Genomic DNA, 22,685 nt, shown 5'->3' with positions numbered 1-22,685 from the left:
ATGGAATTAAGACAATTACGTTATTTTATGGAAGTGGCTGAGCGAGAACACGTTTCTGAAGCGGCACAATACTTGCATGTTGCTCAGTCAGCCATTAGCAGGCAAATAGCTAACCTTGAGGATGAGCTTGGAGTCACATTATTCGAACGTGAGGGACGTAATGTTAAACTAACACCTATCGGGAAAGTATTTCTAACACACACAAAGACAGCAATGAAAGCCATTGATTATGCAAAAAAACAGATTGACGAATATCTTGACCCAGAAAGAGGTTCTATTAAGATAGGCTTTCCAACAAGCTTGGCCAGTCACCTTCTTCCTACAGTAATCTCTGCATTTAAAGAAAAGCATCCTAACATTGCTTTTCACTTAAGGCAAGGTTCATATAAATTTCTTATTGAATCCGTTATTAACCGAGAGATTGATTTAGCCTTTTTAGGGCCTGTTCCTTTAAATAATCCTGATGTTGAAGGAACAATCTTGTTTACCGAAAGTATCTCTGCATTAGTCCCTTCTACTCATCATTTAGCCAATAAAAGAAGCATCTTACTAAATGAGTTGCGCAACGATTCATTCGTTTTATTTCCTAAGGGCTATATTCTGCAGGATATTGTCGTTGATGCATGCAAGCAAGCTGGCTTTTCCCCTACAATATCTTCTGTAGGAGAAGATTTAGATGCAATTAAGGGTTTAGTTTCAGCTGGTATGGGTGTAACTTTATTACCAGAAAGTACTTTTCATGAATCCATCCCTAGGTTTACAGTAAAAATTCCAATTGAACTTCCGTTAGTAAGAAGAACAGTTGGAATTATCGTATCAAATAAACGTGAACTTGCCCCGTCGGAAAAGGTTTTCTATCAATTCGTAAAAGAGTTTTTCTCTATGTTAGAACAATATCAATAAAACAACATCTTAGGGTAAGGTAAAAAGCTCAATTACATGAAAATCCTCTCTTTTTTCTTTACTCAGTACCTATAATATGCATACTGACATTCATCCCCAGTGCCTAGCCCCCTCAGGACATAAGCTGATTAGGAATTTTAGGTAATAGAACACCTTCTATTCTAAATCATTTTATGCTTGTCGGGGCTGACCAAGCACCCTGAGTTAATGCACTTCCATTATGTCTTACAACCAGATTTACATCACCTGTTTCTTCTATTAAATATATTTCACCTCCAACGCTTTGAGAAAGATTGATATCAGCTTTTTTTCATCACTGATGGGTGATAGCACGTAAGAAAACTTTCTTCTTAAATTTTCCCGCAGAGGCTTTATTTCAATTAAATCCCCTTGTTCAAGTTCCCTTTTAACTGCACAAGTTGATAACGCAGAAATTCCAAGACCATTTATAACGGTTTCTTTCACACCTTGATTACTACTTATGGTAATAAGATCATTTACCTGTAATCCATTCGTCCGAATAACATGTTCAACATATTCTCTTGTTCCAGAACCAGGTTCGCGACTAATCCATGTTTCATTTTGGAGATCATCAATTAGAAGCTTCTTCTTGTCTTTTAGAGGATGAGTGGGTGGGGCGATAATGGTTAATTCATCCTCCATGAAAGGTTTCACGATGACATCTTTTTCCTCTGTATTTCCTTCTATGAGGCCAATGTCAGCGTGAAATAATTGCACTAATTTCACTACTTCATTTGTATTGCCGATTGTCACTGTAAAATTCAGATTAGGATATTCATTATAAAGATCGACTAGTAAAGGTGGAATAATATACTCACCAATTGTAAAACTCGCCGCAATGTTCAAATTTCCTTTTATGGTATGTTGTTGCTCATATATATCTTTTTTTGTATTTTCATAGATTTGTACCATCTGTTTGGCACGATCATATAGAATTTCTCCTGAAGGGGTAATTTTCAAAGTCTTAGGCGATCTTATAAAAAGTTGTGTCTGAAATTCCATCTCTAGATTTTTCACATGAACGCTTACACTCGGCTGAGAAATACTTAGCTTTTCTGCCGCTCTTGTAAAATTTTGCTCCTCTACTACTGCTATAAAGGTCTTTAATGCATCATAATACAACACACCCACTCCTACCATTAATATTTTTAATACTAATCATCATTTATCTATATTTTACTAATAGTTAATGAAAAGATAAAGTAAGAATAGGAATTTCGTATGAAGGTCAAATCATTATATACAATTTTATTAACGAAATAGGGAGTGTACTTAATGGAAACATTACGACAAATTCAAAAAAAAATGGTATACCCGTTACAGCTTAATGGAAGCCTCCTATGTTTCTTACTCGCCATCCTAGCAACTTTATTGGTAAATATTCCATACCTTACAATAATGGGACCGTTAATTATGGCATGTATATTAGGAATCTTGTGGAAAACCTACATAGGAGTCCCACTTTCTTGTTTACCAGGAATAACATTTACAAGTAAGAAACTACTAAGAGTTGGAATTATTTTGTTAGGACTAAAGTTAAATGTCGTTGACTTGTATGTTAGAGGGTTTTCTGTATTTCTTATTGCCTTTATTAATGTATCAGTCACCTTACTTGTCGTTTATACATTAGCTCGAATGTTAAAAGTAAAAAAAACACTAGCTATTTTAACTGCATGCGGGACAGCTATATGTGGTGCAGCAGCTGTTATGGCTATCTCATCTCAAATAAAAGCGAATGAAAAGGACACTTCAATTGCAGTCTCGATTGTATGTTTAATCGGTACGATCTTCACCATCTTTTACACAAGTTTCTACTCAAACTTACACCTAAATGAAGTTCAATACGGAATGTTTGCGGGAGGTACTTTACATGAGGTTGCACATGCAGTCGCAGCAGCAGTTCCTATTAGCTCCTCTGCTGTAGAAGCAGCTACTATTGTAAAACTGACAAGGGTCGCTTTACTTATACCAATAGCCTTTCTTATTTGTATATTTTTCAAGCAAGATTCAAAAAACGATAAAGAATCTATACCTTTCCCATGGTTTATAGTTGGTTTTGTATGTATGAGCCTTCTTAATTCTTTTATAACAATTCCAAGTAGTCTTCTTTCCGTCTTAATTTTTCTAGCCTATCTTTTACTAACTATGGCAATGTCAGGCTTAGGATTGAATCTAGAGATTCGATCTATTAAACACTCAGGGATAAACGCCCTGATTTCTAGCTTTATTGGAAGTTTGCTTTTATCAGTTCTAGGGTATTTGCTTATCGTTTGGTTAAATATATGATTTCTCTACACCCTTTTCTCTTTTAGACGTATATGTCATCTCTTTGTTTAGAAATCTTTAAACAACATTTTAGCTACTTATCATAAAGGATCTTATCCGCCATACCTTCTACTTCTTCAAGTGAGTATGACTGATCTTCCTCGAGTATTTTATTTGTTACTTTTTCAATTTCACGGTTACTATAACCTAAGTGATGCATCGCAACTGTCGTATAAGCTAATGCATGATTTATTTCCATAAGCCTACCTCCTTTTCATTATTAAGTATGCACTGTATTTATTCTTTCATTCAAACAAGGGCTTGCATCTTGAATATTTCCCTACCAACTATCACATAGTAGAGGATGTAACGTAGCCGAGTAGTTTACACCTACTCTTTATTTCCCAGTAGCTTGAATACCAACATGGGAACAATAAAGAAATCATTACTAAATAAAGAAGGTGACAAAATGAGAGAAAAGTATGTAACAAACTCACCAAGAAAAAAAGAACTAACCATACAGACTGACTCCTCTTACCCTAACTTAAAGAATATAGATGGTGATTCAGTTGATGAACATAAAAATATGGAAGTAGCTAATGCTTTACTTGCTCATAAAGAGATTGCACAACAGCAAGAAAATTTATAATTGTTTTATGGAGAAGACTCAATTGATGGGTCTTTTTTTGTGAGGTCTGGAAAATCCGTTATAATTCCATCAACTCTGTTGTGTATTAACTTTTCCATTCCTTTTCTATCTCTAGCCGTATAAGGGAAGGTTTTCATATTTCTGTAGTGAATTTTTTTAACTAATGTTTTTGTTACTAACGCTTTGTTCGGATTAATGTAACTAACAAGCGAAGACCATTCTTTTAATTGATTATTTGTTATCCCTTTTATAGAATATTTTACTAATAACCCTAGTGGAATCGATGGAGCATGTTGATGAAATTGTTTTAAAAATTGAAAATCAAATGATTGGACGATAATTGTTTGATTGTGATACATTTCTTCGGTTAAAAGCTTAGCTAGCTTTTCAGCTATTGTGGGATAGAGGGAAGGGTATTTCACCTCAATCAACATACCAATTTTCCCACCATACCTCTGCAATACCTGAGTTAATGTGGGTATCCTTTCACCATAAAAATCTTCATGAAACCAAGAACCTGCTTCTAGCTTCTGTAGCTCTTTCAAAGTGAAATGATGTATATGCCCTTTTCCATTACTCGTCCTATCTACTTTTGCATCATGAATGACAACAACCTCTTCATCTTTCGCTAATTGAACATCTAATTCAAGGTAATCCGCTCCAAGCTCTATCGCTTTATCAAAAGCAGCAAATGTATTTTCAGGTGTATAGCCTGATGCCCCACGGTGTGCAATAATCACATAATCTTGAAAATGAGAAAATCGCTTAGTTAATATTTTTTTAAGCTGTAGTATCATAGTAGTAATTCGGCTTAAATAGTTACTACGCATTTTTCCACCTCATATTAGAATTCATTTTTTCTGAAATTATCAAAAGGTTTCTGTAAAATAACGGTATGACATTTTATATGGAGGTTTTTTTATGAATGAAGTGATCCATACATTAACTAATCATCGCTCGTTTCGAAATTATAGTAAAGAGCAATTGCAAGATCATCAGCTCGATGCGATTATAGCCGCTGCTCAAGCTGCCCCGTCGTGGATTCATGGCCAGCAGGTAACCGTCATTATCGTTCAGGATGAAGCGCGAAAATTAAAACTGAGTAAAATTTGCGGCAACCAAAAGCATATTATTGAAGCACCTACTTTTCTTGTCTTCTGTGCAGATTTTTATAGAGCAAAGTTAGCAAGTGAAATAGAAGGTGTTCCATTCGAGTCCATTCATGATGTCGATTCATTAATAGTTGGAGCTACTGATGTAGGAATTGCACTTAGTAACGCTATTGCTGCCTCAGAATCATTAGGCTTATCTACAGTTCCAATTGGTGGAATTAGAAGGAACCCCCTAGATGCAATCGACTTATTAAAACTCCCTACCTATGTATTACCCATCGTTGGACTATGCATTGGATATGGTCAAATAGACCCTGGATTAAATCCTCGATTACCTAGAGGAGCATTTGCACATGTGGAGGAATATCAGAAGAATCAATTACCAATGATTAAAGAGTACAACCAATCCTATAAAAAATATCTTACTGAACAATCTGATGGTAAGCGAGATACTACTTGGACAAAAAGAGTAGCAGAATTTTACAAAGAATCTCACTATAACAATCAATATCAAGATGTACCCAAAATGCTTAAACAGCAAGGCTTCAGCTGTGATGATTTGCATTCAGAAAATAAAATCTAGAAATAAGGAGGTTTATCCATACTTTGAATTGGGTATAGGTATCTAATCTGTCTTGTTAGGAGGGATCACCTTGGTAAGGAAACAACTTTCTACTTCAAACTTACAAGAAATCAGAGAGCTACTTAAAGTAGCCAACGCCTCGAACACTTCAAAGGAAGATTTCAAACAATTTATAGCTCAGAAGAGAAGGGAATTAGACGATGACACCCTTCATTTAAATGAATGTAAAAAGTTTTAATAAAAAGTTCAGATTCATATAATGTTAAAGAATGATTATTCATTAGGGATGTTTTCTACCTTAGTTGTTTAAAAGCTTGGATAAAGTTCTCCGGACTTTGTTTGACTTTATAGGAAAACATCCCTTTTGTTGTATGCAAATAGAAAATTCCTAATTGACCAGAAAAAAATCGATAAGACATATCGAGCACTTCTTCTAGAAAAAAAGATTCTAGGGAGGAAGAAACATACTGATGAGATAGTATAAGAGTATGCTCCTCTTCAATATGATGTTGTATATTATCCTGAATGGTTCGACTAATTGTGATATACGGTAGATTAGCTAGTACTTTCACTATTCATTCCCCCTTTTCCCTTCTTTACTTAATAAGTTGTTGAATAATTAAAAGAATGTAGATTCCCTTAACGGCATACATCACAGATATTTTTAGGGATTCCACGACACCAAACTCCTGTAGGAATCCCTTCTCTATCAGATGTCTCATATTCTTTAAATAGTTAGGTGATTGATTATATTACCCGTTACACTCTTTTTGATAATAATCTTCCGGAATACTTGTCATAAACGGGGTCATCTTATTTATATAGAAAAGATATAGTTCATGCATGGCTCGTGTGCAAGCCGTGTAAAAAAGCTTTCTTAACGATAAATCTCCATAGTTATCTTCGTTAGCATTATAGATCATCACTGCATCAAACTCAATTCCCTTGGCCAAATAGGCAGGAATAATCAGAAGACCCTCCTGAAATTCATTACTTTCTTTCGTCATTAAATGAACAGGTGTTTTATGTTTCAAAAGTTCATATGCTTGAAGACATTCTTCGGATGATTTGCATATAACAGCAATGCTTTTGTAGCTTGTAAAAGAATTTACGACTTCAATTATCTCAGCTGCAAGCTGATTATGGCTCTTACACTTTTTCACGACTGGCTTATGCCCTTGACGATTAAACGGGATAATTCGCTCTCCACCTTCAATCATGGCACTAGTAAATTCAACGATTTCTTTAGTCGATCTATAACTTCTCAGTAATTCTATGTTCTCTGTTTGCTCCTTTTCAAATAATGACGATCTAGCACTTGGATCTAAATAAGTATGATGAGTATAAATCGCTTGATTAAAATCACCCAAAATGGTGAACCTTGCGCGAGGAAATACATGCATTATATAATGAAGCTGAAAAACTGAATAATCCTGTGCCTCATCAAGAAAAACATACCGAACCTTTGTATTTACTTTAAACCCTTCTATCTTTTCTTTTAAAAACAAATATGGCGTAGCATCTTCATAAGGCATTTTATAGTTCTTAATTTTTTTTACCGTTTCGCTACAAAATAGATCCCACTGCTCTTTTGATATAGAATGAGATTCCAGAGAGTATTTATCAGGTTGGAATAAGCGTAAATATATAGCATGAATATCAACAAATGCTAACTTCTTTATTTGTTTTCTTATTTTACTTAGGTGTTTTTTCACAATATAACGACTCAGAAGTTTACTCTCTCTTTCATAATCATCGAATGTAGACTCTGAAAATTCCTTTTGTTTTGTTAGTTTTTCATAATAAAACTGGTATTCATCTTTACTAAGAAATTGGATCTCTTCGTCTACCCATTCCTTTTCTCTTTCTGCCTTTTCTATATCTTTCAGTTTTCGTAACAATCGTTCAACAACTAGCTTCAAACGATTTGGTATAGGAATAGAAGAATCCAAATCGTAAAAATAAATAGAAATTTCTTTCGCTGTAAAGACGAAATTTCCTCTAAATTCGAGATTTTTAAAGATCATTCCCTCTCTATGTAGAGATGAAATATATCTTTCTAGTAGTTCCATATATTTAGTTGATGTTTTATATGTAGTCATGATTCTTCGATTTCGAGTATCAAGTTCATTTTTTTCAGTAAGCATTTCTTCCATTTGGTCAAAAAGGTCTTCTACTTGATAAATAGGTTCGAGAGACTGCTTTACATATTGTTGAAATGTCGTTTGTTGCATATTTTCTTCCCCAAGCTCTGGTAATACATTTTTAATATAGTCATTAAACATCTTATTAGGTGAAAATAATAAAATGTCTTCTGCCTCTAATGTATCTCGGTATTTATACATTAAATAGGCAATACGCTGTAAGGCTGCTGATGTTTTACCGCTTCCTGCGGCTCCTTGAACGATAAGAAACTTTCCCTTTTCATTTCTAATGATTTTATTTTGTTCTCTCTGTATAGTAGCAACAATTGTTTTCATTTTAGAATCGGAATGAGATCCAAGTACCTCTTGTAATAATTCATCACCAATGGTTTCTCCCGTATCAAACATGGATTGAATCTTACTGTTCCTTATAATAAATTGTCTTTTAAGTAGCAATTCTCCCTTAATATCACCTGCGGGGGCTTCGAATTTAGCAACTCCTAAAGAATAATCATAGTATAGACTTGATATAGGAGCCCTCCAATCATAAACTAAAAATTCCCCTGTCTCTTCATCTATGAAAGATGAAGTACCTAAGTATATTTGTTCACTGTTCCTTTCCCCATCTTCGTGAAAATCAATCCTAGAAAAATAAGGCGCTTCACTCAATTTTTTCAATTTTTTCACATCACGATGCATATGACGATGTCGATGTTCCTTCTCAGCTAATAAGTCCGCTTGCTGCCTTATGCTTGTTGCTGTTTCTCCTGCTTCAACTGCATCATCTAAATTCACGGTAACATCTTCCCAAAAATTCCTTCGAACCGTAATAATGTCATCCTTTATTACTGAGGTTTTTCCCTCAACTTTACTTAATTCTCTTCTCACTTTTTCTACTGTGAAATTCACACGTTGTTGCTCGCTAACGATTTCTTTTTCATTCTCCAAAAAATAACCTCCTTATTGCCATCAGTAAAGAGTGCTGTTGATAAAAAATCCGTCCTTCACTCAAACGTTTTACCTTTCGAATTTAAGACAAAATTATCTCTTTCTCATAAGTAATTACTTCAAACAATCTTTTCACATTACTTTATCTTATGAGATTTATCCGAACTTCATTAAAACTTTACGTTTCGTTTAGTTTACATTAATGATCAAATGTTACTCTTAAAGTAATAGATAAGGAGGGATAACATGCATAAAAAAAAGAGATTTTTTTTGTATAGTTGTATTTTTCTACTTTTCTTAAGCACATCCGTCTACTCAGCTTCTACCTATAGAGAAAATGTGACAACCATTCAACTTATTGGACTGAATGATTTCCATGGACAACTAGATACCTACCAAGAACTATCAGGTCAAAAAGTCGGTGGAGCCGAATATGTCGCTTCACTTGTAAAAAAACTTCGAAATCAAAATCCAGACTCACTCCTTGTTCATGCAGGTGATATGGTTGGCGGTAGCCCTCCTTTATCCTCAGTTTTTCAAGATGAACCGACCATAGAATTTTTAAACTCACTTCATGTTGATATTGGAACTCTAGGGAACCATGAATTCGATCGAGGTGTTCCAGAAATGCTTAGGTTAATCCAAGGTGACCCTTCTAGTGACTTTAACGGATCGACAACTACCTATATTTCAGCTAATGTTCTAAATAAAGATACTCATTCTCCTTTGTTCCCTCCTTATCTCGTGAAAGAAATAAATGGAAAAAAGATAGGCTTTATCGGAGTTGTGACGACTGAAACAAAAGATTATGTAGTACCGAGTCATTTAAACGGTCTAAATATTACAGATGAGGTAGAAGCCATCAATCATGCAGCAACCGAGATAGTATCACAAGGAGTTACCACTATTGTCGTTTTAGCTCACGTCTCAGCTAAATCAAGCCTTACTGGTGGAAACCCAAGACAAGAGTTAGTTAAAATGGCCCCATCCCTACATAATGAAATAGATGTAATTTTCGCTGGACATAGCCATGGATACGCAAACACAATAGTAGATAATAAACTAATTGTTCAAGGATATTCATATGGAAAGGCGATAACCCAAGTTAATTTAGAATTTGATAACACAACAGATACCTTATTAAATAAAGAGGCTACTATTCACCTAACTTCCCACGAACACATCGAACCAGATCTACAAACTATCCAATTACTTGAAAAATATCGAGTTAAACAGAATGAAATGAACCAGATAGTTATGATTTTACCGCAATCCATTTCAAGAAAGAAAGATCGTAACGGAGATTCTCCCTTAGGAAAATTACTTGTAGAATCAATGAGTAATGAAACACAAGCTGACATAGCCTTTACACATCATGGGGGAATACGTTTTAACTTAGAAGAAGGACCAATTTCAATAAATGATGTAAAACGTGCCCTTCCCTTTAATCATCATGTTCTAAAGGTTGAATTATCAGGACTACAAATACAACAAGCAATAGAAGAACAATGGAAAGGAGAGAAAGAAAATTTTCTGCAAATAAAAGGTCTCACTTATATGCATACGACCCCATTTTCTAAAAAGGTTGAAACCATCTACTTAGATAATGGAGAAAAACTAAAGCCTAACTCAACCTATACAGTTGCCCTTACTGATTATTTAGCAAATGGAGGGGATGGATTTTTAGCATTTCAAAATCATCGCCTTTTAAAGAAATATGGAAACGTGAGTGATCTACTTATCGACTATCTTAAAGAAGAGAATTCCTAATTAAGGGGCGCCCACTTTCTTAAGCATGAGACGAATAGGAATAGAAGGTAAGGTGTTGTTCCCTTCAATTCCTATTTGATTATTGACTTTAGTCGATTATGCCCTAACCTAGACATTATAAGGGAAATCCATTCTAATATTAATAGTGTATACCTTAAAACTCGAAATCAGATAATGAATCCATATGGCTAGCAATCATGGCAATCATAGTACTTGCTTCTTCTTTGCTAAAAATAAAATTTGTTTCATCCTTGAGCATATCCCCGTTATTTGTTTTTATCCTATTAATTCGTCTTAGTACTCCGTCTCCTGTTTCTTCGACTATTCCAAATTGATAGGTGACTTCTACCTCGTCCTCATGTATAAAGGCAGTGACTTCTGGTGTCTCCCATTCAACGTCTATCTGCTCAAATAGATCTGAGTCTTCTTCAAACTCTTCATCCGCATTCATATAGTGATGAAAACTTTCGTGAACAGCATCAATGATATCCTCTATGTCCCCTAATATCGCTCGCGTTGTTTGCTCTAAGTTAAAATCAAAAGATTCGAAGTAAAACTCTTCATTATAAGGATCATAAAATAAAGTATAGAAATATTCTCTTTCTTCATCATCTAATTCAACATAGAACTCCATTCTCGGATGCTTAGCTGCCCTTTCAATGGACATTTGTCCTACTTCATCATAATTTTCACAGATTGATTCTAGATGATTTTGCAACTCACTACTTACACGATCAAACCAATCTAAATTCATAATAATCCTCCCTGCATTGTTTTTCTTTATTAGTATGTCCACGTTTTAAAAATCAAACATGTATCCTTTGATAAGTAGATAAATGGAGGAACAAAATAAAAATACTAATCACATAACTCGGTTCATACATAGAATAAAATAACAACCTGAAGGGAGTGACGTTATCGTGGTATATGTGAATCACAGGAATTTCCCATCTTTATATAAAAATAAGCAACCGATTACGAACACTTCTAACCAACAACATTTCCACAGAAATTACCTTGAGGAATACCTTAAATCACAAGAACAAACCAATCAGAAGTTTAAAGAGGCTTCCATAGAAGCTAGTAAACGCTTAGATGAAGTGAGCCAAGATCAATTAGCGCAATATTTTCACGTTTTAAGTTGTATAGAAGAACAAAAGAATAGAACGCAGCCAATTTATGAAAGTGTAAATAAACAAGAGCACATCTATCAAGACCTCTTAAATCGCTTCAATAAGATCGAGCAATTTAACGAAGGATTCATAAAAAAAGCAAACGATGATCAACAGTTTCAAGAAACCATTATTAATCAGCTTACCTTGCAAGATATAACCATTCATAAATTACTGAAAAAATTCGATGATTACGAGAAACAACAAATTAATCTTTATGAAGAAATAGAAAAACAAAAGAATTCGAATGATGTCATCGGAAATTCACTTGAAATACAAGAAGCATTTCATCAAACCATTTTCGAAAAACTAGAGCAACAAGATGCACTAAATCACAAGACGGCAAGTGAAGTTGAACATCTAAAAACTGCTCTATTCGAAAGAGTTAATTTTGTAGTAGAAAAACTTGAAGCACAGTATAAGCAATTAACTAACTATGTAGGTCAATTTTTCAAAAAGTCGATTTTTCTTGAAAAGAAAACTACGAAAAAAGAAGAACAAGAATTTGACACTATTAAAAAAAGCTGATGAAAGTTCATCAGCTTGGTCTGTAGACAGTTCGAAGGAATATTCGGACAGTCTACAGTTTTTTTTAGAATGATAACAGATAGGTTATTTATTCCAGGCATTTCTACCTTTCTTTAATTGTTCACACGTTTATATTGATATTGCTTCCATTGAAACCGAATAAAGCATCCGATACAAAAGCCTAAGATCGCTACAAATGCTGCAATAGCCACCATAGCTGTAAAGAAATACGCCATGAAAGGAATGCCAAATATATAACCTAGTAATCCTCCTACTAAACAGATAATGGAGATTACTGAGTTAAATCTTTGTTGATCCACATCCTCCGGGATATATTCAGACAGTTCTTTTCTTAAAAACACTTTTGCTATCTCCATAATAAAATTACGTTTAAATAGTAATCCTGATATTCCTGCTAACAATGGTACCAATAAAAGAGCATAGGCTCCAGTAAACCAGACTATGATGACACTTGCTACAATACTCCATTGATAGCTTCTTACTAAAGGTCTTGGAATATATTTAACATCTTCTTTCATATAATCACCTTACTTCTATATTATACATTAAGTATACCCGATTACTTGGTATTTGAGAAGGAAAGTGATTTAAATGATTTTGTCAGCATATATCATGGCTACCATATATCATGGAAATCATTTTAACTGAGTCTTCTTTTGATACCTTTTTATATTCTTCAGCGTAACGCTTTAAGCTATCACAATAACCTACGTTATCTTCTCCAACTCCTTCTGCCCAGCTTACAAAGTTATGATAATCTTCCAGCGGATCATACGACTCAAACCGAGCTACTATTTCGCTCGGTTGACCCAATACTGACACTTCAATCCCTTTATACGATTTTAGTAGTTCTTTGTCAGACGACACACATGCATAAAAAATCATTTATACACTCTCCTTATGACTTATTGCTTATACTAGATTTCTCATATCTTCAAAAATTTATGTTGCTTAAATTAACTAATGATTCATCCTCTTTTGGAGAAACTAGAATAGTCTTATAAGGGAGGTGAAAAAATGCCAGAAAAAAACCCAGAATTTTTTATGAGCGAATATTTTGTTGATGAGCCAGGTAATTGGCACCTGAAGGAAGGAGCACCTAAAGAAATTCAAAAAGAATTTAGAACTTATATGCAATCCTTACGCGTCATACAAGATGAACCTGGTACTATCGATAGTATTCATGTGTCATACCCTTATAGTGATTAAATTAAAATCTGTATCATTCAAGAGTAAAATTATAGTACTCTAGAACCACATCTAGTTTTACCTTTAAAGTTACACTAGCCGCCTAGAAACTTCCTCCACGGTCGTTTACTAGGCGCAGACTTCAATCAAGTATTACTTATGATCAATTTTATATTTTATAAATCTTTCAATTTCAAGATTAGCTAGTTTTGATCTTTTTGTTGGAACTTGATGGTTTGTCCTTTTAAAATAAACAATCCTTATTTCTTTTATTCTTTGTTTATAATAATTGGTATATTTATTTATTAAATCTGATTTAGTACCATACATAATTAAGACTGGTACATTTATCTTATCTAAATACCGAATGACATTGTAATGCAAAACCTCTTGATAATAGGCTTTCCACACTTCCCCTTGCGATTTAATCATGTGTTTATATAATATTTTTTGGAATTTTTCATTATTTGTGTGGCTAATTGAGAGTAAATAAGCTAAAAGAGCTTTTTGTTTTTCCACTAGGTACATACCTGCTTTATGTTCCCATTTAAATAAAGTATGTTGAACAGTAGGATAGCCTCCAAATAATATTAAACCGCGAACCCTCTCTTGATAAAATACACTGATATATTGAGTAATTGCTCCACCCGCTGAATAACCACAGAAAACGGCTTGATCAATATTTAATTTATCCATAAACATTACAAGTTCTTTTGCATAGTATTCTATGGAGATTTTTTCCGCATTTACCCGACTGCTATCCCCGTGACCAGACAAGTCTGGCATGAGTAACCTCATATGCTGTTTGAGTTTTCGTTGAAAATAAAATACATGTCTCCCCATTCCAGGTGGGTGAACAAAAATCACTGGGATTCCCTCACCTATATCCTCATAAAAAATGAATTTTTCCTCGTCTAATTTTACAGATGGCATGAGTTTACCTCCTTTTTAGAAACCCATTATAGTGTTCCACATTTTTATTATGTTACTAATAAAAGTGGTAAAAATTTCATCCTGCAAAATGAGAATAAATTTTTATAAACGTGAAATATTAACTATCAACAATCACTTACAACAAAGAGCTTCAGCAAAGCTTTCATGCAACATGGGTTAACCTAGATGGTTAACGGATGGTGCAAATCCAGACTAACCCACCAAACAACACATTTAAAAAGGAGATGGATTTATTATGGCAAGCAACAGTAACAACAATTCTAATCAATTAGTAGTACCTGGAGCTGCTCAAGCAATCGACCAAATGAAGTATGAAATCGCTAATGAATTTGGCGTAAATCTTGGTGGAGAAACAACATCTCGTGCAAATGGATCAGTTGGTGGAGAAATTACAAAACGTTTAGTATCTTTTGCTGAACAACAATTAGGCGGTAAACAACAATACTAATAACTTCATACTAATGACTATAGAGGCAGTTTTAAGTAACTGCCTCTTTTTATATCACCAAAAAAAATTAACTACGTAAAACTTGTCTCTTTTCTCTTCTTTCCAACTTCCCAAAAACATTTCTATTTTTTTCTTATGAAATGGCTTTGAATGGATACGATAGAAACGAACATAAAATATAGGAGGTCGAAGAGTAATGGTTAATGAAGATTTTGAAGAATTTATTAAAACAGAGGGAAAGCATAAATCTAAGTATGTAGGTTCAACCCATCAATCCTATAAAGAAGATGATAGTAGTAATACTAGAAAAGATACAGATATGTCAGTGGGAGCAACAGGTAGAGATGTTATGAATGAACGAGACTAATTAATAAGACCGAGGCTTACCTAATAAGTCGGCCTCGGTCCTGTAACTTGAATGAAAATTTGGTATGGATGTAGCTTTAGATCAATCTGCTTTATCTACCTTTAATGAACATCTGAACCCAAGCTCCATGATAAAACCCTACTCCAATTGAATCGAATTCAGGTTTTAAGATGTTTGCACGATGACCTGAAGAATTCATCCAAGCATTCATTACTTCTTGCGGAGTTTTTTGCCCTTTTGCAATGTTCTCACCTGCATAAGAATAACTAATACCAAAAGTCTTCAACATATCAAACGGAGATCCATAATTTGGACTTGTATGTGAAAAATAATTAGAATTGATCAAGTCCTCTGCTTTTTTCTGAGCAACATTTTTCACATCTGCTCGATGAGTGAGTGGGTTTAATCCAGCTTTAGCTCTTTCCTGATTAACCAGCTGAACCACTTGCTCTTGGAAAGTGCTTACACTTTCAGCTGAAGGTTTTAAACGAATCACTTCACCTACATGCATATTTCTTGGTTCAATAGATGGATTAAGCTCCATTAACCTTTTATAGTCTAAACCGTAGCGTTGAGCTATGTACCAAAACGTGTCACCTTTTGAAACTTTATAAAATTCGAATGGTGGTTCTTTAAACGTTTTAATTTGCCCGTGAGAAACAACTGGTGTAAGTAATAGAAAAAGAAGGGTAAAGATAAATAATTTTTTCATCATCATGTTCACTCCTAAATAAGTAATGTTTTCATACCAACACTAGTATTGCTTTTACAAAAAAAAAACATACATAGCTTTTATAAGGTACGTGTTAAAAAGAAAGTAAAAAGGTACAATGGTTAAAATGATCATCTGAATCAATTTCATAAATACTTATTTGAAAAAAAGCAGATCAAAATAAAAAAGACTGTAAGCAAGCCCGAGTTTACCCGAGTTTGCCTACAGTCTGAGAGATTGAATAATTTAATCTCTCTCTTGGTAATTATGGCATTTGAATATTAAAGGATTTTAGCATGTTATAAACTGCTTCTTTAATATCTTCCGCTTGATTTTCACCATCTAGTGCTGTGCTAATTTGTTCTCTTAAAGTTGCAACAGCCAGTTTAACCTCTTTCTTATCCATTTGATTTATCCAACCCTTTCATCTTCTCAGAGATTTTATCTAGAGGGATATTGATTCCTAAACTGTCGATCATTTCAAAGACTGCAGCTTGAATTTCTTCACTTGAAGCTCCATTCGCTTTTAACTCTTTAATTCTTTGACTTAAGCTTCCTACAGCTTCGTTTAGTTTATTATTATCCACCTTATCACCTCATTAACGGTCTAATATAGACCTAATACTTGCACATAACTTTCCTGGGTTTTCATCTTGGAAAATATTTCTTCCAATTGAAATTCCTTTGGCACCTGCATTTACTGCATCCTCAATCATAGACAAGATATCATTAGTAGAATTTAATCGCTCTCCTCCTGCGATTAATACAGGAATCTTCACTCCAGAGACAACTTGCTTAAAGGTTTCTTCAGAGCCACTATAATTTACTTTTACGATATCTGCACCAAGTTCTTCTGCTACTCTTGCTGCATGTCGAATTCTTTCAGGATCAAATTCATGCTGTTTTGAGCCATCGCGGACATACATCATTGCAAGAAGAGGTAATCCCCATTTATCACATTCTTCAGCTATAAGTCCTACATCTCTAATTTGATCTGCTTCAAATGGCGAGCCTAAATTAACATGTGTAGATATGGCAGTAGCACCAAGTCGGATTGAATGTTCAACCGAAGATACAACCTCTTTACGTGTTGATTGTGTTTCTGGTGCTAAAGCAGTCGAAGCCGATAAATGGATGATTAATTCTCCTTTATTTGATCCAATGGAATCGGTCAAATAGCGAACAAGTCCTTTGTGAACAACAACAGCATCTGCTCCACCATCAAACACAGCATTCACAGTATGATTGATTTCTGCCAAACCTGTAACAGGTCCAATAGTAATTCCATGATCCATCGGAACAATTAATAGATTATCGGAATGGTGGTATAGCTTCTTAAGACGAATATCTTTCCCCGACATGGTAACTCCTCCTATTTTATCTCTCGATGATTGTTTCGCTTACTTTAACTCCTACGTGTCTACCAGGTTCACAAGTATAAGCTAATAACTCATCTCCAGGACGGATTGTAGAAGCATTACGTGGTTTTCCATCGGCACTCATGATACGGATATGCCAGTCATCTTGTACGATTACATTTAGTTCACGCTCTCCAACTTTCCCTTTAATTAATAACATTGGTCTAACCTCTGTTTTAATACGACCAACCGTTAGAACACGCGTTTCTCCTTTTGTGTTCACACATAGTACTTTATCTCCTGCTTTTAAATCACTTAAATATTCTGCAGCATCCTCAGGCTGCCACACATAAGAATGTACAGCACCAGCATTAACACGGAAAGGTCTTAAATTCATATATGGTAAATAGTGAGTTTCCGAGCAAACAAATACTCCTCCACCAGAAGTAGACCCGATAATCATTCCTTCGTCTTGCTTCATAATGCCAGTGGTATCAACACATGCACGAACTCCCATACCTGCATGCACAACTTCTGTTACTACCATAGGTTGGAGATCTAAATTTGGAAGAGCTTGCTTCGACATAAATTCAGTTAAACGTTTAACCTCATCTACATTTTTTGTTGCGAACAATACCCCGTCACTACCTTTTTCTAATGTTCCATATGCAATCTCAGTATCAATTGCCGTATTAACAGCACGTAATAAGATTGTGTTGCTCTCTTCTAATCTTGCAATAATTAATTCAAGCGGAATATTCGTTGGTAGATCAAAATCCACAGCTGCAAAATTGTATTCAGCAGCTTCTCTTGAACAACGCTCAAGCATTTCTCTATTATCAACGGAATAGAAAATACAAGTCTGGTGACCTCGCTTTTTAGCTTCTGCTAAAATTTCTTCACTATCTGAAAAGACAACATCCTCTTCAGGCACATTCTCTAATTCATTTACATTGTTTACCTCTGTGATAAAAGTCATTTTTTGGGGGAAATATCCTTCTTTACGTTGTTGTAAAGAAACTAATACCTTATCAATTGGAGAATGATTAATTAATTCCCACACATCCATGTTCTCTACTGAAACTCCTCTTCCGTCATACCATACTTGCCTTTCTTTCTGTTGCATAAATTTCTAGCTCCTTCCAACCTATTAGTTTTTATATTATTTTAAAAAGCATTTATATTAAAAGACCTTAAATAGACATGCTTAAATACATTATATAAAGGTCTTGAAATAACAAGTGATTAAATAGATAATAGATTTTTAATATTGGTACTAAGAACATCTTCCCGTTCACGATCAGAGATTTCTAGCTTCATAATTTTTTCTAATTCAATAGCAGGATGTGACAACGGGTATTCAGAACCAAAGATTACTTTTGAGCTACCAGCTTTTTTTACTGACTCTTGTATATGCAAGAAATTTCCAGTTGATGTTTCCAAAAAGAAATTATTCATTGTTTTTGCCGCTTCTAACGCTTCTTGATCGGCGGGTCCAAACCCCATATGACCGATAATAAAATTTGTTTTAGGATTTTGCTTGGCTAATTGAACAAGCTTAGCTGTTGAAGCTCCTGGGCTATATACAACATGAGTGTAAAAAGGAAACCCATATTCCCCGCAAAGTGAAGCCAATGCTGCTATTCCTTTTGAAGAGAACGAAAATTGATGGGACATAGGTGATAGCTTTAACCCTTTAAACCCAGCTCTCTTTGCTTTTAAAAGTTGCTGCTCAACATCTTTATCATGGGGATTAATACAAATAAATCCGTGAATATTGCTATTTGCCTTAAAGGCATTTTCAACATATTTATTATCAGGGATGGGTTTTTCCGGCTTTGCACGACCCGTGATATAATCTGTCATTTTACGTACATCAAGCATTGCTCCTGGTACTGCAACACCTTGATCAATCCCAGCTTCTTTCAATAATTTAAGATAGGTCGATGTATCGCCATAATCGGTATTTGATAAGTGTGCATGTGCATCGATAATCATTGTTTCACCTCTGTTTCACGTTTTAATCTGTTAAATCCATACTTTCTAATCGCATAGCATAAGGAGAATTAGGTTCTTCTTTTAGTAGCTGCTTCCATGTTTTTTCTGCTTTATCATGAAAACTATTTCTTTGATACAAAAGTCCTAGCTCGTAAAGAAGTTGTAGGTATTGTTCCCTCGTGATAGAACAATTTTCTCCTTCTTGTTCATACGCTGCTTTAACAGATTTTAAATCCTTCATTGCTTTATCACTCGTGTGGAAAAATCCTTCTGGCATAGCAGAATAAATCATTCCTCTTAAAAATTTCAACTCAGGATTATCAGTTGTGATGCAAGTTTTTAATAGTTTTAAACCTTGAATCGTATCTTTGAACATATCTTGTGGATCACTTGCGAACCTTCCTTGTAAAGCAACAGATGCTGCATAGTACGTTGCTGCAATTTCACACTCTGGGTTAGCCTCTTTTGCTTTTTCCCATGCCTTGAGACTTTGTCTCGCTGCTACTTTGCTGCCTTTTGCTCCATATTTGTGCATTTCTTTCGCTTTTTCATACAGTTTTTCAGGTGTTGCAACTGTTAAAGTTCTTAAATCGATTTCCTTATATGAATAAACATCTTTCTTTTCATCTATTTTTGCCTGCCAATAAGAACCTGGTCGTAACTTGCTTAGTTGATTCCATGCACCTAATGCCTCTTCAGTCATATCTAACATTTCATACGCAAGACCCAATTCATACATCAGTTGATATTTTGTTTCATCGCCTTTTTGCTTTAGGAATCCCTCATCTTTTAAAAGTGATTCGATATCTCTCATTGCAATTGCCGCTCGACGGAAAAATAATTCTGGAAGACGTAAGCTATGTCTTGCTCGAATGATTTTCAATTCAAGATTCTCAGGGTGCTCTTGAATTAGACTATCCATTGCCTTCATTGATTTAATTGCTGAACCGAACATTTCATACGTGTTAATTGAGTCTCTTGCTTGCATGGATTGCAAGTCTATTAAATACATTTCGACTTCAGGAGCTGAATTTGTCAGAACAAATACTTCAAAGAATGAAATAGCTTTTTTAACATCTTCGGAAGTACCTTTTAATGCCCTTTCATAAAACTCACTTGCTTCCTCGTTCATTCCCTCATTTTCTAGATCAGAGCCTTGATACTGTTTTTCTTGTTTTTCATCATTAGCTATAGCTACCAAAGGTTGAGTTGCTTTTTTGAGTTGCTTTAATTTTTCTTGATAAAACGATGATTTCTCAAGATCGTTAGTACGTTTAAACAAATCAACCAAGTTTTTTAAGATTTCTACATATTCTTCCTCGGTTAACAGCTTAGCGTTCTGGTCATATTCATTTACTATATAGGTGAAATCTTCAATTGCTGTAGTCATTCTTTGAAAATACATATCTGGTAATCGGTATGCTACATGCCCTCTTAGAAATCTAGCTAAGAAAAAATCCGATTTTTTTTCTACTACTTCATCTAAATGCTTTAATCCCTCTAATGCATACTTCATTTTGTCTGTTACACTATGCGCATCTCTTCCTAATAAAGTTGCAGCACTACCTAGGTAAGCTCGGATTTCTAAGTTTGCTTTTTGTTCGGAATAAAGCTTTTTCAACATCGTATAAGCTTTTTTCACTGCAATTTTATCGCCTTTTATTCCAGCATCATGGTCTTTAATTGCTTCAATTAATTGTAGTGATTGACTACCTTTTTCTTCTTTTCCTACCTTTTCTAGACTTTTATTGGTTACATCCACTTTTGCTTTCTTCATAGATTTCGTATCTTGTTCTTTTACTCTTGTGTCTATATTTTCTTCTTTTCCTTTTGTTTTTCTCTTAGAACGTGATTCACTTTGTAAAATAGCATTATTGATATAAGGATTACGTTTAGCTAAGGTAGCCAATAGTTTTTCTCGTTTCTTCATACTCACATTACTCACCCCCATTTCGTTTCACATTTTCAATGATTGGTTTAAAGCTAGGATTCATTTTCACTAATTTATTCCAAACCTTTTCGGCCTCATTACTTTTACCAAGTGTATTGTAGGAAGTTCCAAGATTTAGTAAGAACTCATAATACTGTTCACTATTCAAGTTTGTTTTTTTCGACTCATATTCTTTAATCAGAAATTCAAAATCTTCAATAGCTGTTTTGGTTCGCTTAAAATACATTTCAGGTAAACGGAAAGCAACATTCCCTCTTAAAATTCGAAAATCTATGTTTTTGGGTTCTGTTGCCACAGCTTTATCTAAAGACTTCAAACCTCTTTTAGCTAAATTCGTTTTCTCAATCAAATCCATCTGGTCTCTAGCAACAAGTGCAGAAGAACTTCCATATAATGCTTCTACTTTAGAATCATTTAGAGAAACTTGCTTGATTTGTTTTAAAATAGTATAGGCCTTCTTAGCTGCTTCTTTATCTCCTTTTATTGCTTTGTTATGGAGTTTTTCCGCTTCTTCAAATTCTTTTTTCCAATCCCCTTTCTTTTGAACCAAATCTCTGCACCTCCTTTTATACAGGATTATTCTATGAGCTTTTTTCACTCATAGTTTTTAGTACATTTACAACTTATGATTTTGTTTTTCTAAGGTGATAGACAAAAATGGAAAAGTGATATTTTGATCATAGAGTCTATTATGTAAACGCATACATTTTAATTCAAAAGGAGTCATTTACTTTTGTGTAGGTTAATAGACTATTAATATAAAAGAAAAGTATTAGCTATAAGAAACGGTTTACCCAAAAAAGGAGTGAATAACAGTCAGTCACATATAACTGACTATTATTGACTCCACATTTAGCTTTCTTGATGCCAAAATCCATACGAAAATGTTTTAAGCAATTCATTTTAAATATTCAGGTGGTTCAACCTGATGTTTATTCTTACTTACCTCGGTGAAAAGTGATGGCTGTTCGATCTGACTTTGTGAATATTGAGTTGTAGGAAGCAGCTGTAGTGCTTGTTTAATCATTTGCAGATCCTGGTTGATAAGTGTTAAATCCTCTTTTGTTACAGGTTTTTTCTGATCCTTCAATTCAAACCCTATTTGTCCATTTGGTTCCAGTGTTGCATATTTAACGTCTTCAATTTTTGTAACATTCGCTTGTCTTAGCTTCATTTCTAATAAATCAACTGATATTCTTAACTTTTTCAATTGATCCTCTTGTAACTGACCGTTCTGAATAACTGTTTTCGCTTTTCCTGAAATGAATTTCTCTACTTTATCAGATTTAATTTGAACATATTCTACAAAAACTAATGTTAAAACTAGTGTTAAGCCAACTACTATTGTACTCCATACATTCTTTCCTACAATTGGTTGCACTAATAAAGAGCCTAATCCAATCATAATGACAACTTGAGCAAGTGTCATTTGTGAAATTGACTTTCTTCCTGCGATTCTTAATAAGATGGTTCCTCCTAATACAATAAGAACTGCTTTCCAAATCAGACTATAATCCATTGTCACTTTACCACCTTTTCCTTCTTTTTCTATTTATAAGGTTTGTTTTTGAGTTGATTTCTATTCTTTAGTAG

At 34.3% G+C, this 22,685-nt stretch carries 28 protein-coding genes; 10 read left to right on the top strand and 18 right to left on the bottom strand.

Annotated elements, in window-relative coordinates; genetic code table 11:
* Positions 1–903 (top strand): glutamate biosynthesis transcriptional regulator GltC, encoded by a 903-nt coding sequence (gltC, locus tag A9C19_RS08670; RefSeq protein ID WP_072579575.1) that lies wholly within the window; start codon positions 1–3, stop codon positions 901–903.
* Between the two features lie 258 nt (positions 904–1,161).
* On the opposite strand, the gene A9C19_RS08665 is transcribed toward gltC, so the two are convergent.
* Positions 1,162–2,046 (bottom strand): LysR family transcriptional regulator, encoded by an 885-nt coding sequence (locus A9C19_RS08665; protein WP_072579574.1) that lies wholly within the window; start codon positions 2,044–2,046, stop codon positions 1,162–1,164.
* 153 nt (positions 2,047–2,199) lie between these two features.
* On the opposite strand from A9C19_RS08665, the gene A9C19_RS08660 reads away from it, so the two are divergent.
* Entirely contained in the window at positions 2,200–3,210 is a 1,011-nt protein-coding gene (locus tag A9C19_RS08660) for a YeiH family protein (RefSeq protein WP_072579573.1), read from the top strand.
* A gap of 73 nt (positions 3,211–3,283) precedes the next feature.
* Here the strand turns inward: A9C19_RS08660 and A9C19_RS21740 are convergent, their stop codons facing one another.
* Positions 3,284–3,448, bottom strand: a complete 165-nt coding sequence (locus tag A9C19_RS21740) for a UBA domain-containing protein (protein ID WP_158515075.1) — start codon at positions 3,446–3,448, stop codon at positions 3,284–3,286.
* Positions 3,449–3,658: 210 nt separating this feature from the next.
* On the opposite strand from A9C19_RS21740, the gene A9C19_RS08655 reads away from it, so the two are divergent.
* Positions 3,659–3,838, top strand: coding sequence for a hypothetical protein (locus A9C19_RS08655; RefSeq protein WP_099092753.1), 180 nt, complete (start codon positions 3,659–3,661; stop codon positions 3,836–3,838).
* Positions 3,839–3,843: 5 nt separating this feature from the next.
* Here A9C19_RS08655 and A9C19_RS08650 read toward each other — a convergent pair whose 3' ends face one another.
* Positions 3,844–4,668 carry a glycerophosphodiester phosphodiesterase gene (locus tag A9C19_RS08650; protein ID WP_083584324.1) on the bottom strand — a complete coding sequence of 275 codons (825 nt, stop codon included), beginning with the start codon at positions 4,666–4,668 and terminating at the stop codon, positions 3,844–3,846.
* Between the two features lie 91 nt (positions 4,669–4,759).
* Between A9C19_RS08650 and A9C19_RS08645 the strand changes: the two genes are divergently transcribed.
* Both A9C19_RS08645 and A9C19_RS21735 read left to right on the top strand, forming a co-directional pair.
* The gene (locus A9C19_RS08645; RefSeq protein ID WP_072579571.1) at positions 4,760–5,533 is read left to right on the top strand and encodes an NADPH-dependent oxidoreductase; all 774 of its coding nucleotides are present in this window, start codon (positions 4,760–4,762) and stop codon (positions 5,531–5,533) included.
* A gap of 70 nt (positions 5,534–5,603) precedes the next feature.
* A complete protein-coding gene (locus A9C19_RS21735; protein WP_158515074.1) occupies positions 5,604–5,771 on the top strand; it encodes a hypothetical protein in 168 nt (55 codons plus the stop codon).
* A 55-nt stretch (positions 5,772–5,826) separates the two neighbouring features.
* Here A9C19_RS21735 and A9C19_RS08640 read toward each other — a convergent pair whose 3' ends face one another.
* Together A9C19_RS08640 and helD are read right to left on the bottom strand one after the other, a co-directional pair.
* Positions 5,827–6,105, bottom strand: coding sequence for a hypothetical protein (locus tag A9C19_RS08640; protein ID WP_072579570.1), 279 nt, complete (start codon positions 6,103–6,105; stop codon positions 5,827–5,829).
* A gap of 180 nt (positions 6,106–6,285) precedes the next feature.
* Positions 6,286–8,625, bottom strand: a complete 2,340-nt coding sequence (helD, locus tag A9C19_RS08635) for an RNA polymerase recycling motor HelD (protein WP_072579569.1) — start codon at positions 8,623–8,625, stop codon at positions 6,286–6,288.
* Positions 8,626–8,871: 246 nt separating this feature from the next.
* Here helD and A9C19_RS08630 point away from each other — a divergent pair, with 246 nt between their 5' ends.
* Positions 8,872–10,395, top strand: coding sequence for a bifunctional metallophosphatase/5'-nucleotidase (locus A9C19_RS08630; protein ID WP_072579568.1), 1,524 nt, complete (start codon positions 8,872–8,874; stop codon positions 10,393–10,395).
* Positions 10,396–10,549: 154 nt separating this feature from the next.
* Here A9C19_RS08630 and A9C19_RS08625 read toward each other — a convergent pair whose 3' ends face one another.
* A complete protein-coding gene (locus A9C19_RS08625) occupies positions 10,550–11,149 on the bottom strand; it encodes a hypothetical protein (RefSeq protein ID WP_072579567.1) in 600 nt (199 codons plus the stop codon).
* 166 nt (positions 11,150–11,315) lie between these two features.
* Here A9C19_RS08625 and A9C19_RS08620 point away from each other — a divergent pair, with 166 nt between their 5' ends.
* Entirely contained in the window at positions 11,316–12,095 is a 780-nt protein-coding gene (locus tag A9C19_RS08620) for a hypothetical protein (protein ID WP_072579566.1), read from the top strand.
* A 113-nt stretch (positions 12,096–12,208) separates the two neighbouring features.
* Here A9C19_RS08620 and A9C19_RS08615 read toward each other — a convergent pair whose 3' ends face one another.
* Both A9C19_RS08615 and A9C19_RS08610 read right to left on the bottom strand, forming a co-directional pair.
* Complete coding sequence (locus tag A9C19_RS08615; RefSeq protein WP_072579565.1) at positions 12,209–12,634, bottom strand: DUF4395 domain-containing protein; 426 nt, start codon at positions 12,632–12,634, stop codon at positions 12,209–12,211.
* Positions 12,635–12,716: 82 nt separating this feature from the next.
* Positions 12,717–13,001, bottom strand: coding sequence for a hypothetical protein (locus A9C19_RS08610; protein WP_072579564.1), 285 nt, complete (start codon positions 12,999–13,001; stop codon positions 12,717–12,719).
* A gap of 132 nt (positions 13,002–13,133) precedes the next feature.
* On the opposite strand from A9C19_RS08610, the gene A9C19_RS08605 reads away from it, so the two are divergent.
* The gene (locus A9C19_RS08605) at positions 13,134–13,325 is read left to right on the top strand and encodes a hypothetical protein (RefSeq protein ID WP_072579563.1); all 192 of its coding nucleotides are present in this window, start codon (positions 13,134–13,136) and stop codon (positions 13,323–13,325) included.
* A 132-nt stretch (positions 13,326–13,457) separates the two neighbouring features.
* On the opposite strand, the gene A9C19_RS08600 is transcribed toward A9C19_RS08605, so the two are convergent.
* Positions 13,458–14,237, bottom strand: coding sequence for an alpha/beta fold hydrolase (locus A9C19_RS08600; protein ID WP_072579562.1), 780 nt, complete (start codon positions 14,235–14,237; stop codon positions 13,458–13,460).
* 256 nt (positions 14,238–14,493) lie between these two features.
* Here A9C19_RS08600 and A9C19_RS08595 point away from each other — a divergent pair, with 256 nt between their 5' ends.
* Both A9C19_RS08595 and A9C19_RS21730 read left to right on the top strand, forming a co-directional pair.
* On the top strand, positions 14,494–14,706 hold the full coding sequence (locus A9C19_RS08595; protein WP_072579561.1) for an alpha/beta-type small acid-soluble spore protein: 213 nt from the start codon (positions 14,494–14,496) through the stop codon (positions 14,704–14,706).
* A gap of 196 nt (positions 14,707–14,902) precedes the next feature.
* Complete coding sequence (locus A9C19_RS21730; protein WP_158515073.1) at positions 14,903–15,073, top strand: hypothetical protein; 171 nt, start codon at positions 14,903–14,905, stop codon at positions 15,071–15,073.
* Positions 15,074–15,164: 91 nt separating this feature from the next.
* On the opposite strand, the gene A9C19_RS08590 is transcribed toward A9C19_RS21730, so the two are convergent.
* From A9C19_RS08590 to A9C19_RS08555, 9 genes are all read right to left on the bottom strand, one after another.
* Complete coding sequence (locus A9C19_RS08590; protein WP_072579560.1) at positions 15,165–15,788, bottom strand: CAP domain-containing protein; 624 nt, start codon at positions 15,786–15,788, stop codon at positions 15,165–15,167.
* Between the two features lie 262 nt (positions 15,789–16,050).
* Positions 16,051–16,191 carry a hypothetical protein gene (locus A9C19_RS21725; protein ID WP_158515072.1) on the bottom strand — a complete coding sequence of 47 codons (141 nt, stop codon included), beginning with the start codon at positions 16,189–16,191 and terminating at the stop codon, positions 16,051–16,053.
* The gene (locus A9C19_RS08585) at positions 16,184–16,372 is read right to left on the bottom strand and encodes a hypothetical protein (RefSeq protein ID WP_072579559.1); all 189 of its coding nucleotides are present in this window, start codon (positions 16,370–16,372) and stop codon (positions 16,184–16,186) included. The genes A9C19_RS21725 and A9C19_RS08585 overlap by 8 nt, the downstream gene beginning before the upstream one ends.
* Positions 16,373–16,384: 12 nt before the next feature.
* Complete coding sequence (locus tag A9C19_RS08580; RefSeq protein WP_072579558.1) at positions 16,385–17,146, bottom strand: 2-amino-3,7-dideoxy-D-threo-hept-6-ulosonate synthase; 762 nt, start codon at positions 17,144–17,146, stop codon at positions 16,385–16,387.
* A 16-nt stretch (positions 17,147–17,162) separates the two neighbouring features.
* On the bottom strand, positions 17,163–18,269 hold the full coding sequence (locus tag A9C19_RS08575) for a 3-dehydroquinate synthase II domain-containing protein (protein ID WP_072579557.1): 1,107 nt from the start codon (positions 18,267–18,269) through the stop codon (positions 17,163–17,165).
* A 119-nt stretch (positions 18,270–18,388) separates the two neighbouring features.
* A complete protein-coding gene (locus A9C19_RS08570) occupies positions 18,389–19,141 on the bottom strand; it encodes an amidohydrolase family protein (protein ID WP_072579556.1) in 753 nt (250 codons plus the stop codon).
* 22 nt (positions 19,142–19,163) lie between these two features.
* A complete protein-coding gene (locus A9C19_RS08565; RefSeq protein ID WP_233499275.1) occupies positions 19,164–21,071 on the bottom strand; it encodes a tetratricopeptide repeat protein in 1,908 nt (635 codons plus the stop codon).
* Between the two features lie 7 nt (positions 21,072–21,078).
* On the bottom strand, positions 21,079–21,642 hold the full coding sequence (locus A9C19_RS08560) for a tetratricopeptide repeat protein (RefSeq protein ID WP_072579554.1): 564 nt from the start codon (positions 21,640–21,642) through the stop codon (positions 21,079–21,081).
* A gap of 348 nt (positions 21,643–21,990) precedes the next feature.
* Positions 21,991–22,611: a DUF421 domain-containing protein gene (locus A9C19_RS08555; RefSeq protein WP_072579553.1), complete on the bottom strand. Its 621-nt coding sequence runs from the start codon at positions 22,609–22,611 to the stop codon at positions 21,991–21,993.
* Positions 22,612–22,685: the final 74 nt, after the last annotated feature.

Origin of the sequence: Bacillus weihaiensis (assembly GCF_001889165.1) — a bacterium.
Classification (GTDB): Bacteria; Bacillota; Bacilli; order Bacillales; family Bacillaceae; genus Metabacillus; species Metabacillus weihaiensis.
This window is presented reverse-complemented; position numbering and strand designations above follow the sequence as displayed.

What these genes read in the sequence shown, in the direction of transcription:
- A9C19_RS08590 (WP_072579560.1), bottom strand. Translation starts at nt 15,788, where the DNA reads ATGATGAAAAAATTATTTATCTTTACCCTTCTTTTTCTATTACTTACA.
- A9C19_RS08655 (WP_099092753.1), top strand. Translation starts at nt 3,659, where the DNA reads ATGAGAGAAAAGTATGTAACAAACTCACCAAGAAAAAAAGAACTAACC.
- A9C19_RS08630 (WP_072579568.1), top strand. Translation starts at nt 8,872, where the DNA reads ATGCATAAAAAAAAGAGATTTTTTTTGTATAGTTGTATTTTTCTACTT.
- A9C19_RS08610 (WP_072579564.1), bottom strand. Translation starts at nt 13,001, where the DNA reads ATGATTTTTTATGCATGTGTGTCGTCTGACAAAGAACTACTAAAATCG.
- A9C19_RS08660 (WP_072579573.1), top strand. Translation starts at nt 2,200, where the DNA reads ATGGAAACATTACGACAAATTCAAAAAAAAATGGTATACCCGTTACAG.
- A9C19_RS08575 (WP_072579557.1), bottom strand. Translation starts at nt 18,269, where the DNA reads ATGCAACAGAAAGAAAGGCAAGTATGGTATGACGGAAGAGGAGTTTCA.
- A9C19_RS08615 (WP_072579565.1), bottom strand. Translation starts at nt 12,634, where the DNA reads ATGAAAGAAGATGTTAAATATATTCCAAGACCTTTAGTAAGAAGCTAT.
- A9C19_RS08600 (WP_072579562.1), bottom strand. Translation starts at nt 14,237, where the DNA reads ATGCCATCTGTAAAATTAGACGAGGAAAAATTCATTTTTTATGAGGAT.
- A9C19_RS08595 (WP_072579561.1), top strand. Translation starts at nt 14,494, where the DNA reads ATGGCAAGCAACAGTAACAACAATTCTAATCAATTAGTAGTACCTGGA.
- gltC (WP_072579575.1), top strand. Translation starts at nt 1, where the DNA reads ATGGAATTAAGACAATTACGTTATTTTATGGAAGTGGCTGAGCGAGAA.
- A9C19_RS21740 (WP_158515075.1), bottom strand. Translation starts at nt 3,448, where the DNA reads ATGGAAATAAATCATGCATTAGCTTATACGACAGTTGCGATGCATCAC.
- A9C19_RS08605 (WP_072579563.1), top strand. Translation starts at nt 13,134, where the DNA reads ATGCCAGAAAAAAACCCAGAATTTTTTATGAGCGAATATTTTGTTGAT.
- A9C19_RS21725 (WP_158515072.1), bottom strand. Translation starts at nt 16,191, where the DNA reads ATGGATAAGAAAGAGGTTAAACTGGCTGTTGCAACTTTAAGAGAACAA.
- A9C19_RS08580 (WP_072579558.1), bottom strand. Translation starts at nt 17,146, where the DNA reads ATGTCGGGGAAAGATATTCGTCTTAAGAAGCTATACCACCATTCCGAT.
- A9C19_RS08625 (WP_072579567.1), bottom strand. Translation starts at nt 11,149, where the DNA reads ATGAATTTAGATTGGTTTGATCGTGTAAGTAGTGAGTTGCAAAATCAT.
- A9C19_RS08645 (WP_072579571.1), top strand. Translation starts at nt 4,760, where the DNA reads ATGAATGAAGTGATCCATACATTAACTAATCATCGCTCGTTTCGAAAT.
- A9C19_RS08570 (WP_072579556.1), bottom strand. Translation starts at nt 19,141, where the DNA reads ATGATTATCGATGCACATGCACACTTATCAAATACCGATTATGGCGAT.
- A9C19_RS08565 (WP_233499275.1), bottom strand. Translation starts at nt 21,071, where the DNA reads ATGAAGAAACGAGAAAAACTATTGGCTACCTTAGCTAAACGTAATCCT.
- A9C19_RS21730 (WP_158515073.1), top strand. Translation starts at nt 14,903, where the DNA reads ATGGTTAATGAAGATTTTGAAGAATTTATTAAAACAGAGGGAAAGCAT.
- A9C19_RS08555 (WP_072579553.1), bottom strand. Translation starts at nt 22,611, where the DNA reads ATGGATTATAGTCTGATTTGGAAAGCAGTTCTTATTGTATTAGGAGGA.
- A9C19_RS08650 (WP_083584324.1), bottom strand. Translation starts at nt 4,668, where the DNA reads ATGCGTAGTAACTATTTAAGCCGAATTACTACTATGATACTACAGCTT.